Raw genomic sequence first — 11,542 nt, 5'->3', positions numbered from 1 at the left:
AGAACCCCCGCTCTGATCTTGGTGGCCAGGGGCAGAATCGAACTGCCGACACACGGATTTTCAGTCCGTTGCTCTACCAACTGAGCTACCTGGCCGGAAAGGCCGCGAATTATAGGGCCTCGGGGCGGGAACGTCAAAGACCTTGCCTGGGGATGGACGACCACTGCCTTGCTGACGACTGGCTGACAGGCAGAGTAAGGCGCGTGTAAGAGCCGGTTCCTAGAATTGTGCGTTGCAAATGCATCATTTGTCACTTAAACAATCCCTTCCATCCTCCGGAGGACAATATGAAAGAAGAAGACATCGTTGAAAGGATTCAGAAGAATCCGAAGTTCATGCAGTTCGTAAGAATGCGCAACAACTACTCGATCGTGTTGTCGATCATGATGATGGTCGTGTATTTCGGCTACATCCTGCTGGTTGCCTTCAACAAGCAGTTCCTGGCGACCAAGATCAGCGCGGGTGCCGTGACCTCGATCGGGATTCCGCTCGGCGTCGGCGTCCTCGTCTTCACCATCGTCATCACCGCCATCTATGTCCGCCGCGCCAACAACGAGTTCGATGCGACCAAGGACGAAATCGTAAGGGAGGCTTCCAAGTGATCAAGGCCAAACACATCCTCGGCGGCGCTGCCGCCCTCCTGGCCGCGGGCGCTGTTCTCGCCGCCGGCGCCGACCTCGGTCAGGCGCAAAAGCAGGCCACCAACTGGACCGCCATCGTGATGTTCGCCATGTTCGTCGGCATCACGCTGTGGATCACCAAGTGGGCGGCCGGCAAGACCAAGACCGCCGCTGACTTCTATACCGCGGGTGGCGGCATCACCGGCTTCCAGAACGGCCTGGCGATCGCCGGCGACTACATGTCGGCGGCGTCCTTCCTCGGTATTTCGGGCCTGGTGTTCGGCTCCGGCTTCGACGGCCTGATCTTCTCGATCGGCTGGCTGGTCGGCTGGCCGGTCATCACCTTCCTGATGGCCGAGCGCCTGCGCAACCTGGGCAAGTTCACCTTCGCCGACGTCGCGGGTTACCGCTTCGACCCGGGTCCGATCCGCACCTTCGCCGCCTGCGGCTCGCTGGTGGTGGTGGCCTTCTACCTGATCGCCCAGATGGTGGGTGCCGGCCAGCTGATCAAGCTGCTGTTCGGCCTCGACTACATCGTCGCGGTCTGCCTGGTCGGCTGCATCATGATGGTCTACGTGCTGTTCGGCGGCATGACCGCGACGACCTGGGTGCAGATCATCAAGGCGGTGATGCTGCTGACCGGCGCCACCTTCATGGCCTTCGCCGTGATGTTGCAGTTCGGCTTCAGCCCCGAGGCGATGTTCAGCAAGGCGGTCGAAGTGCATTCGAAAAAGGATGCCATCATGGGGCCGGGCGCGCTGATCAACGATCCGGTTTCGGCGATTTCCGTCGGCATGGCGCTGATGTTCGGCACCGCCGGCCTGCCGCACATCCTGATGCGCTTCTTCACCGTACCGAGCGCCAAGGAAGCCCGCAAGTCGGTGGGCTGGGCCACGACCTGGATCGGCTATTTCTACATCCTGACCTTCATCATCGGCTTCGGCGCCATCACCAACCTGATCCCCAACCCGGCCGACTACTTCGTCAATGGCGAAATCGCCAAGGGCCTGAACGGCGGCGGCAACATGGCAGCCGTGCATCTGTCCAAGGCTGTGGGCGGCGACCTGTTCATGGGCTTCATCTCCGCCGTGGCCTTCGCCACGATTCTGGCGGTGGTGGCGGGCCTGACGCTGTCCGGCGCATCGGCGGTGTCGCATGACCTGTACGCCTCGGTGTGGCGTCATGGCAACGTGGATTCGGCCACCGAACTGCGCGTGTCGAAGATCACGACGGTCTGCCTCGGCATCTTCGCCGTGCTGCTGGGCATCGTGTTCGAGAAGGAAAACGTTGCCTTCATGGTGATGCTGGCCTTCGCCGTGGCCTGCTCGGCCAACTTCCCGGTGCTGTTCATGTCCGTGCTGTGGAAGGATTGCACCACCAAGGGTGCGGTCGCGGGCGGTACGGTTGGCCTGATCTCCTCCGTGGCACTGACGATCATGTCGCCGGCAGTGTGGGAAGTCTCGCTGGGTCACGCCAAGGGTTCCGCCATGTTCCCCTACGCGTCGCCGGCCATCTTCTCGATGACCGCCGCCTTCGTGGTGATCTACCTGGTCTCCAAGATGGACAACAGCGCGCAGGCGAAGAAGGAACGCGCCCTGTTCCCGGCCCAGCTGATCCGCTCGGAAACCGGCGTCGGCGCTTCGGGCGCATCCGGCCACTAAGCAGCAGTTTTCGGCAGGGCAAAAGGCCGGCCTTCGGGCTGGCCTTTTTTATCGGGCTTCGATAAGTCGCTGTCGCTTTGCTTCAGGCGACGGGAGCCGTGAAGCGCCGCCCCGGATCGCTTTCCCCGACCCAGTTCTGCCGCCACCAGGCCTCGATCTGGTCGCGTCGCCAGGGCTGATGCACCAGCACGCCATCCAGCGCGCTGGCCACCTCGGCAATGGCCTGCGGACGGGCTGCCGGGTCCTTTTCCAGGCAGCGGCCGATCAGCGCGTCGAGTTCGGCGGGGACCGCGAAGGGCGAGCATTCCGAAGCCAGCCGGGGTGCTTCGTGCAGCACGTGGTAGGTCAGGTCGTGCTCGGTTTCCGTTTCGAACAGGCGCTTGCCGGTAAGCAGGAAGAAGCCGACCGCGCCCAGCGCGTAGATGTCGGCGCGGACATCGGCATCGGCCGGGTTGCGAATGCGTTCCGGCGACATGTAGAGCGGCGTGCCGAGGATGCGCATGACGCCGGTAAGGTCGCGCGTCTGCTTGCCGTCGATCTGCTTGACCAGGCCGAAATCCAGCACCTTGACGAAGTCGCGCTCGCCGCGCATGTCGCAGAGCATGATGTTCTGTGGCTTGATGTCGCGATGCACCAGGCCGCAGGCATGCGCCTCCCACAGCGAGGCGCATGCCTGGCGCAGGATGTAGGCGGTGCGTGCGGGCGGCACCGGGCCATAGCGCTCGACCAGGTCGGCCAGCGACAGGCCTTCCAGGTACTCCATGGCATACCAGAATTCGCCGCCGGTGCCGGTGCCGTAGTCGTAGATGGAAATCGTGTTGGGGTGGTGCAGCAGGCTGGAAAGCTGTACTTCGCGCTGGAAGCGGGCGATCCACTCTTCCTTGGTGCTCTGTGCCTTCAGCACCTTGACCGCCGCCGGGCGCTTCAGCATGCGATGCTGAGCCAGGTAGACGTTGCTGATCGCGCCTTCACCGATCTGCCGCAGCAGCTTGTAGGGGCCCATCTGCTTCTGGCCCTCGCGCCGCAACAGGGCGGCAAGCGTTCCCGGTGACAGAAATCCGGAGAACCAGACGGCGAACAGTAGCAGCAGCACGATGGCAAAGCCGATCTGGAGATAAGCCAGCGGCGCGTAGGCCTCGCCGGCTTCAATCTCGACTGCCACGCCGATGTCATGCTCAGGCAGCCAGCGCCAGGCGCCGATCACCTCCCGCCCGAGGTGGCCGGGATAGGGATCGAGCAGCAGGCCTTCGCCGCCCGCGGTGCGCGCCGCCACGGCGGCGGCGGCCAGCGGAGTCAGCTGGCCGCCTTCGGCACCCGGCGGCGCCATGCGCGCCTCGAGGCCGCGCTGTGCCATCTCCGCGGCATGGCGGCTGGGCGCCAGCAGCCAGCCCTCGTCGTCGAATACCAGCGCCTCGCCGGTCTCGCCGGGACGCGCGGCCTCGAACAGGGCGCCCATTCCAGCCACCGCGGGGGAGCCAAGCGCAAGGGCGCCGAGGATGCGCCCGTCGCGGCCGCGCACCGGCGTCGCGACCCAGACACGAATGCTGCCGGCGCTGCCGTCCACTGTTCCGGTTCGCGACGGACGGACGAAGGATGTCTCGCCGGCGAGCACCCGGGCGAGGTGGGTCAGGAACTCGTCGCTCACCCGGCGGCCGATGCGCGAGGGATCGGAGGCGGCGCGTATCCCGCCCTTGGAATCGATTACCAGCACGCCGCTGACGCCTATCGTGGCCGACTTGTCCAGTACGTTCCGGGCCAGCAGTTCGGGGTCGGCGCCGCGCCCCTGCAGCAGGGACGAAAGTATGGCACCGAGCTCAGGACTGCGGGCGAGCTGCTCGGTTTCGTGGCGACGTTCGGCGATCCACTGCTCAAGGGTGCCGACCTGGGTATTGAGCAGGGTCTGCAGGCCGGTGGCGCGGATCTCGCGAAGCGACGAGTCGACACCACGATATGCCCACAGGCCGACGCCGAGCAGGGCCAGCAGCAACAGCAGCAGGGCGAGGCGGGCGCGGTCGAACTGGATACTCACAGTGCCGCAGTGTAGATCAGTCCGCGCCGAGGCTCCGCGGCGCCGTGGTGTTTCGCCAAGGTCAAAACGCCTGGTCCCAGCGCATGGAAAGGCGGATGGCGGAATTGATCAGGCCGACCATGCTGTAGGTCTGGACGAAATTGCCCCATTGTTCGCCGCTGCGCGGATCGATATGCTCGGCCAGCAGGCCGTGGCGGTTGCGGCAGGCCAGCAGCTTCTCGAACAGCGCCCGCGCCTCGTCGCGGCGTTCCAGCGCGGCCAACGCATTGACATACCAGAAGGTGCACACGAGGAAGGCGTTCTCCGGTTCGCCGAAATCGTCCTTCTCGACATAGCGGAAAATGTAATCGCCGTGACGCAGATCCTTTTCGACGGCGGCAACCGTGGCGGCGAAGCGCGGATCGGCGGCATCGAGGAAACCGACCTCGGCCAGCAACAGCAGGCTGGCATCCATGGCCTTGCCGTCGAAGGTCGAGACAAAGCTGCCGCGCTTGCTGTTCCATGCCTTCTTGCTGATCGTCGCGTGCATCTGCGTGGCATGGCCGAACCAGTACGCCGCGCGCTCGGCCAGGCCGAGGCGGGCGGCGATCCGTCCCAGGCGGTCGCAGGCCGCCCAGCACATCACCGACGAAAAGGTATGCACCCGGGCGCTGCCGCGCAACTCCCAGAGGCCGGCATCGGGCTGGTCGTAGCAGCGCCGGGCCTGTTCGCCGAGGACTTCGAGGCGATGGAACAGGGCCTCGTCACCACGCCGTACCAGACGCTGGTCGAAGAAGATGTGGGTTGCCGCGAGAATGACGGAGCCATAGACGTCGTGCTGCACCTGGCGGTAGGCCAGGTTGCCGATGCGCACCGGGCCCATGCCGCGATAGCCGGCCAGCGACGGGACTTCCCTTTCGTCCAGTGCCGCCCGGCCATCGATGCCGTACACGGGTTGCAGCACGCCGTCGCCGGCATTGGCGGCAACATTGACGATGTAGCCGAGGTAGCGTTCCATGGTGCGCGTGGCGCCCAGCCGATTCAGGGCGTTCACCACGAAATAGCCGTCGCGCACCCAGCAATAGCGATAGTCCCAGTTGCGTTCGCTGCCCGCCGCTTCGGGAATCGAGGTGGTCATCGCGGCGACGATGGCGCCGGTGTCGTCGTAGGCGTTCAGCTTGAGCGTGATCGCGGCGCGGATCACGGCTTCCTGCCACTCGAAGGGAATGCCGAGGAAGCGTACCCACTCGCTCCAGTATTCGGTGGTCTCCGCCAGGAAGCGGCGGCCGACTTCGTTGGCGGCCTCATGCACCGATTCGTCGGCGCCCAGCAGCAAGGTCACGGTATCTTCGAGAAAGAAGGCGGTTTCCTGCAGGATCGCGGTCAGCGAGGCATCGGTGGTAAGCCGCAGGGTCAACCCCTGCGCCACATAGCGGATGTGGTTGCTGCCCCAGGTCACTTCCGGGCGTGCAGCGCCGTCGTTGCAGGCCGGCCGCACACGCAGCGTCAGGCGCGGGCTGCCGCCGAGGCGACGGATGCGGCGCACCAGCATCATCGGCCGGAACATGCGCCCGTACTGGCCGAAGCGCGGCGCGAAATCGGTGATTTCGATGCCGCCGCCGTGGCAATCAAAAAGGCGGGTCACCAGGATCGCCGTGTTTTCCAGGTAGTGTTGCTCGGTGCGCTCGCAATCCGCCAGCTCGACTGCGGAAAAACCGTAGTCATCGCTGTTCCGCAGCAGGGAGCAGAACACGGGATCGCCGTCGAAGCGCGGGAAGCAGCCCCAGACGATCTTCGCCCGTGCGTCGACCAGCGCGCCCACCGTGCAGTTGCCAATCAAGGCCAGGTCCAGAGTGTTCATCCTGCTCCCTTCAGTGCGTCATTCAGCCAGTTGCGGACTGCCGCGACGTGCGGCAGGCGATAGCTGGCGCAACTCGCCCCGGGGCCGACCTTGATTGAGATTCCGCCGACCCGGTTCACCTCGGCAAAGCCGTGTTCGTCATTCAGGTCATCGCCGATGAACACCGGATGCCGTCCGCGAAAAGGCGATTCCGCAAGATACTCGGCCACTGCCGTGCCCTTGTCGATGCCCGCCGGTTTGACTTCTATCACGCGCTTGCCCTTCTGCAGTTCCAGTTCGCCTCCCGCTTCCTGCATCAGCCTCGCCATCAGTCGATGCGCATAGGCGGCAAGGTGGGGCGCCTGCCGGTAATGCAGCGCGAGCGTGAGCCCCTTGTCTTCCAGCAGCAGGCCGGCATGCCTGGCCAGCACCGGCGCCAGCGCCTCCTTGATGGTGCATTTGGCGCCGGGCGGCGCGGCATGGATCCACAGCCGGCCGGCGGCGTCGCGCCGCTCCAGACCATGCTGGCCGGCCAGCGGCATGCGCCGTGCGCCCAGCAGTTCTTCCAGGTCGGAGATCGAACGGCCGCTGACCAGGGCCAGCGCACCGCCGCTGACTCGGGACAGCCTTTCGATCAGCTCGAGCAGTTCCAAGTCTACCCGCACGGCAGAAGGCGTGTCGGCGATGTCGAGCAGCGTGCCATCGACATCGAGAAAGAAGGCGCACTCGATACATGGGGCCGGCGGCCGGCGCAGGGTTCCCTGTCTCATACGGACCTGCCGCCGCCCTTGCCGATCAGCCGGCCGCGCCGGCGCATGGCGGCGGCATCGAGCAGCATGCGGCCGGCCCAGCGGAAGACGTTGTACTCGGCCACCAGTCCGCGCATCAGACGCATGCGGTCGCGTTGTTCGGTCTCGGGCATGTTAAGCGCGAGGTGCAGCGCGGCCGCGCACTGGTCGGCATCGTAGGGACTAACGATCAGGGCTTCAGGCAATTCGCGCGCGGCGCCGGTGAACTGGGACAGGATCAGGACTCCGCGTTCATCGTCGCGGGCGGCGACGAACTCCTTGGCGACCAGGTTCATGCCGTCGTGCAGGCTGCTGACGAAACACAGGTCGGCGGCACGGAAATGTTCATACACCTCCTTCGCATCGTGGTGCTCGACCTTGAGCACGATCGGCGGCGGGCCTTCGCGCCCGAAGCGGGCATTGATCTGCGCGGCCATGGTCCGCACTTGCGCCTCGTGGTGCTGATACTCATCGATACCCGAGCGCGTCGGTGCCGCGATCTGGATGAAGCTGAAGCGCCCGATCCATTCGGGATTCATTTCCAGCAGGCGCTCGATGGCGCGAAATCGTTCGACGATGCCCTTGGTGTAATCGAGGCGATCGACGCCGATGCCGAGCTTGTGTCCCGCCGGCAGGCCGTTCGCCTTGCGGATGTCGTCGCGACAGCTTGCGACATCCTTCTGCATCAGCTCCGCTTCCGGCGGCCAGGCGATCGAGATCGGATAGCGACGGACGGCGGTCAGCTTGCCACCGAGGGAAACAGTGAAGGATTCGCGATCGACGCGGGCCTCGAGCAGGCGATCCACGGTGTCGACGAAGTTGTTGCAATGGAACTGCGTATGGAAGCCGAGAATGCTGCTGCCCAGCAGTCCGGCCAGCACCTCCTCGCCCCACGGACAGATGGAGAAGGATTCCGGATTGGGCCACGGAATGTGCCAGAAGGTGATGATCGTAGCATCGGGCAGTACCTCGCGGATCATCTTCGGCAGCAGCGCGAAGTGGTAATCCTGGACCAGCACGATGGGCGCCTTGGTTTTCGCTTCGCTCGCCACGGCCTTGGCGAACTTGCGATTGACCGCGACATACTGGGCCCAGTCGCCCGAGCGGAAGGTCGGCCGCACATGGGCGATATGGCACAGCGGCCAGAGGCCCTCATTGGCCAGCCCGTAGTAATAACCGGCCTCCTCCTCGGCCGTGAGCCAGACGCGGCGGATCTGGTAGGCGGGCTTGTCCGGCGGCACGGCGACACGGTCATGCCGGTCCACCACCTCGCGATCGGCCGAGCCGCTGCCATGGGCGATCCAGGTGCCGGAGCAGGCGCGCATGATCGGTTCCAGCGCCGTGACCAGGCCGCTGGCCGGTCGCTGCACCTCGATGCGTTCGCCGCGCCGCTGGTGGATGTAGGGCTCGCGATTGGACACCACGATGACGTCCTCGCCGCGCAGTTCGCCGTGAAGAATGGCGCGCAGCGCCTCCGGCGTCCAGGTGATCTGGCTTTCGTCGCGTGCGCGCGTTTCCGCCTCCAGTTCGCGCACCAGGCGTTGCAGGTCGCGGGCAATCGGCCTGAATTCCGACAGCCCGGGTGGCGCCCCCGCTTCCGGTTGGCGCAGCAGACCTTCGCCGCGAAGCAGGGAGCGCATGCCGGCCATCCAGCCGCGCCATGACAACTGGGCGATGATCACCGTGATCAGCGACACGACCGCCGCCAGGGCCATGAAGAAATAGAACACGTAGCGCTTGGTTTCCTCGCTGCGGCGCGTGACGAAGCTCATGTCGTGCACCAAAACCAGCTTTCCGGCGGGTGCAACCTCGTTTGGCATCGGCTTTACCGAAACGTGCAAGGGCCCCTGGCTTCTGGCCAAGAGGTGGTCGCCCGCCCCTTCCCAGCGCGCAAGATCGTTACAACGTATTTCAGACGGCATAGCGCGACTGGCCAACGCCGCCGCCTGATCCGAAGCGCAGTAGCCGACTGCATACAGTCGCTCGTCCTGCGTGATGCGGGCGAAAAATGCGTCAACCTTGACCTTCTTTCCTGCGGCCAATTGTTCCAGCAGCGGCTCCTGGACGGTGTTGGCGATCAGCGTGGCGCGGATGTCGAGGTCGCGCACAAACCATTTCAGCGTCAGCTGGTCGACCAGCGGCGCGATGGCATAGGCAATACCCGCCAGCGCCAGCAGCAGGGGAAGGACGAAGCGCAGGGAAAGGCTCATGCGGGGACGTGTTCCTTTCGGGGTTGCCTGCCGTGTCGCCAGCGCCGACTTTTCGGGGCACCGGAAAAAACGGGCGGAAGCAGTTTTCACCGGTTCCGCCCTAACCTCTCCTCCTCTGGAGACTTTGTCCTCCGCGGCAACCCGTTCAGGTCACCACGATTCCGGAGTTCGTTACCGCCACCAGTCGCGCGGATCGTTGCCGTGCCGTCAGCACCGTCACCACATGGCGCGACAGCAGGTGCGACAGGCCCCAGTTCGGCGCAGGAACCACGATCTCGTCGCATTCGAGTTCCTCCGCGGCATCGAGGATCGTGAACACCACCGGTCCCGACCTGACATAGGCGGCGAATTCGATATCCAGCCCGTCCAGCATCCGCCGCGCCGGGCCGAATACCGCATCGGCCCGCGAGCGTCGTGCGCCATGGATGCCGGTTCCACCCAGCAATGCCTGCCACTGCGTCGGCGATTCCTCGACGTGCAGCAGGCACACCGCAACGTCGCGCGCCTCGGCGCGCCGCCGGATGGCGTACATCACCGCGCCGGCAGCGCTTTTCGCGTTCTTCACCGGAATCAGAAGCCGCCGCATCGCTTGCGGATGCGCAGCGTTCTGCAAGTGCGAGTGGGTGACTGCCATGGCGATTTTCATCAGCGCGCATCGTAGAGTCGAATCGTCCCCAGGGAAATTCGGGCGAGCCCGTAAGGGCATCCCTTACGTCAGGGCTTGCGCGGTCCGGGGAAGGGCAACGCCCTGCTTCGCCTGGCTCTGGCAACGAGGTATGGGTCGGCGCCGAATCGGCGACAATGTCGCTGCCACCAGAAAGGAACCGCGTTTGCCCGATCTCCTGCCCAAGACTGCGAAATCTGCTGCCTGGCTGGGCGCCTTTGTCGTGTTCTACGTGTTGCTCGACTGGGCAAGCTTCATCCTGCCGCTGCGGCACCTGAACGTCACGCCATGGAACCCCGCGTCCGCGCTCGGCCTGTTGTTTCTGCTGCGTCGCGGGCGCCCGGCGATCGCCGCGCTGTTCGTCGCGATCGTGGCCAGCGACATCCTGGTGCGCGATGTCCCGGGCAACCTGGGCATCACCTTGTGGCTGGGCGTCACCCTGACCGCCGGGTACGCGCTGATGGCCTGGGGATTGCGGCGGCATTGTCCGGAATCCGGCCTCTTTGCCGACCGCGTCGGATTGCTGCGCTGGTCGAGCATCGTGATCTTCGGTTCGCTGCTGAACAGCCTGTGCTTCGTCTCGACCCTGCTGCTGGCGGGCTTGCTCTCACGCGGCGAGTGGTGGGACGCGATGATGCGTTTCTGGGTGGGCGACGGTGTCGGCGTCTTCGTCACATTCCCTCTGCTGTGGTGGCTGCAGGATGCGCCGCGCCGCCTGCTGTTGCGGACCATCCTGCTGCGTTGGGAAACCCTGTTCTATTCCGGGCTGACGGTGTTTTGCCTGTGGATCGCCTTCGTTCCCGGCGCCGAGGCCCACTTCCGTTATTTCTACGTCCTGTTCCTGCCGGTGGTCTGGGCCGCATCGCGGCAGGGCCTGGCCGGGGCGGTGTTCTGCGTCACGACGCTGCAACTCGGGCTGCTGCTTGCCGGCTTGTTGCAGCAATCCGAACAGCTCTCGCTGTTCGAATTGCAAATGCGTGCCTTTTTGCTTGCCCTGGTCGGCTTCCTGATCGGGGTCGCCGTCGACGAACAGCGCCGCGCCGCCGCAGAGTTGCGGCATTCGCTGCGTCTCGCCGCGGCCGGCGAGATGGCCGGCGCGCTGGCACACGAACTCAACCAGCCGCTGACGGCCCTCGCCGCTTACGGGTCGGCGACCAAGCAGTTGCTGGAACGGGGCGCTGACCCGGCGCAACTGGGCCAGGTCGTGCAGCGCATGATCGACGAAGCCGGCCGAGCCGCCGAGGTGGTGCGCCGCCTGCGCGACTTTTTCCGCACCGGGGCGACCCAACTGGAGCGTGTTTTGCTGCCCGAACTGCTGGACGCGGTGGCGGCAAGCTTTCGGGGCAGGGCCAACGACGAGAAGGTCGATTTCATACTGGACGAGGTGCCGGAACTGGCGGTGAATGCGGATCGGCTGCAACTCGAAGTGGTGCTGCGCAATCTGCTGAGCAATGCCTTCGAAGCCGTGGCCGAATTGGCGCCGGGGCAGGCGCGGGTTCGCTTGGGTGCCTGCGCCGATGCGGGCGGCCAGGTGGCGATCGAAGTCATCGACAGCGGGCACGGCGTTCCGGCGACATTGCGCGACAACATCTTCGAACCCTTCATGTCCACCAAGTCATCCGGCCTCGGCCTTGGCCTGGCCATCAGCCGGGCGATTGCGGAGGCGCACGGTGGCAGCCTGTCCGTCGAACTCGGCGGCCGTGGCTGCTTCCGGCTGGTCCTGCCGGTGGCATCGACGAACAGGTGACTCC

At 65.3% G+C, this 11,542-nt stretch carries 8 protein-coding genes and 1 tRNA gene; 3 read left to right on the top strand and 6 right to left on the bottom strand.

Going from position 1 to position 11,542, the window contains the following annotated elements; all coding sequences use genetic code 11:
- Window positions 1-19 precede the first annotated feature (19 nt).
- Window positions 20-95: transfer RNA gene (locus tag J0M27_RS02615), tRNA-Phe, on the bottom strand.
- A 192-nt stretch (window positions 96-287) separates the two neighbouring features.
- Here J0M27_RS02615 and J0M27_RS02610 point away from each other — a divergent pair.
- Window positions 288-602 (top strand): DUF485 domain-containing protein, encoded by a 315-nt coding sequence (locus J0M27_RS02610; protein WP_294987168.1) that lies wholly within the window; start codon window positions 288-290, stop codon window positions 600-602.
- The gene (locus J0M27_RS02605) at window positions 599-2,281 is read left to right on the top strand and encodes a cation acetate symporter (RefSeq protein WP_294987166.1); all 1,683 of its coding nucleotides are present in this window, start codon (window positions 599-601) and stop codon (window positions 2,279-2,281) included. Before J0M27_RS02610 ends, J0M27_RS02605 begins: the two co-directional genes overlap by 4 nt.
- A gap of 82 nt (window positions 2,282-2,363) precedes the next feature.
- Here the strand turns inward: J0M27_RS02605 and J0M27_RS02600 are convergent, their stop codons facing one another.
- From J0M27_RS02600 to J0M27_RS02580, 5 genes are all read right to left on the bottom strand, one after another.
- A complete protein-coding gene (locus J0M27_RS02600; protein ID WP_294987164.1) occupies window positions 2,364-4,310 on the bottom strand; it encodes a serine/threonine protein kinase in 1,947 nt (648 codons plus the stop codon).
- A gap of 61 nt (window positions 4,311-4,371) precedes the next feature.
- Complete coding sequence (locus tag J0M27_RS02595) at window positions 4,372-6,150, bottom strand: glycoside hydrolase family 15 protein (protein ID WP_294987162.1); 1,779 nt, start codon at window positions 6,148-6,150, stop codon at window positions 4,372-4,374.
- Entirely contained in the window at window positions 6,147-6,899 is a 753-nt protein-coding gene (gene otsB / locus J0M27_RS02590) for a trehalose-phosphatase (protein ID WP_294987160.1), read from the bottom strand. The genes J0M27_RS02595 and otsB overlap by 4 nt, the downstream gene beginning before the upstream one ends.
- Window positions 6,896-9,127, bottom strand: a complete 2,232-nt coding sequence (locus J0M27_RS02585) for a trehalose-6-phosphate synthase (protein WP_294987158.1) — start codon at window positions 9,125-9,127, stop codon at window positions 6,896-6,898. The genes otsB and J0M27_RS02585 overlap by 4 nt, the downstream gene beginning before the upstream one ends.
- A gap of 145 nt (window positions 9,128-9,272) precedes the next feature.
- Window positions 9,273-9,773: a universal stress protein gene (locus J0M27_RS02580; RefSeq protein WP_294987157.1), complete on the bottom strand. Its 501-nt coding sequence runs from the start codon at window positions 9,771-9,773 to the stop codon at window positions 9,273-9,275.
- A gap of 184 nt (window positions 9,774-9,957) precedes the next feature.
- Between J0M27_RS02580 and J0M27_RS02575 the strand changes: the two genes are divergently transcribed.
- Entirely contained in the window at window positions 9,958-11,538 is a 1,581-nt protein-coding gene (locus J0M27_RS02575) for an ATP-binding protein (protein WP_294987155.1), read from the top strand.
- Window positions 11,539-11,542 lie beyond the last annotated feature (4 nt).

Origin of the sequence: Sulfuritalea sp., assembly GCF_017302275.1 — a bacterium.
Lineage (GTDB): Bacteria > Pseudomonadota > Gammaproteobacteria > Burkholderiales > Rhodocyclaceae > Sulfuritalea.
This window is presented reverse-complemented; position numbering and strand designations above follow the sequence as displayed.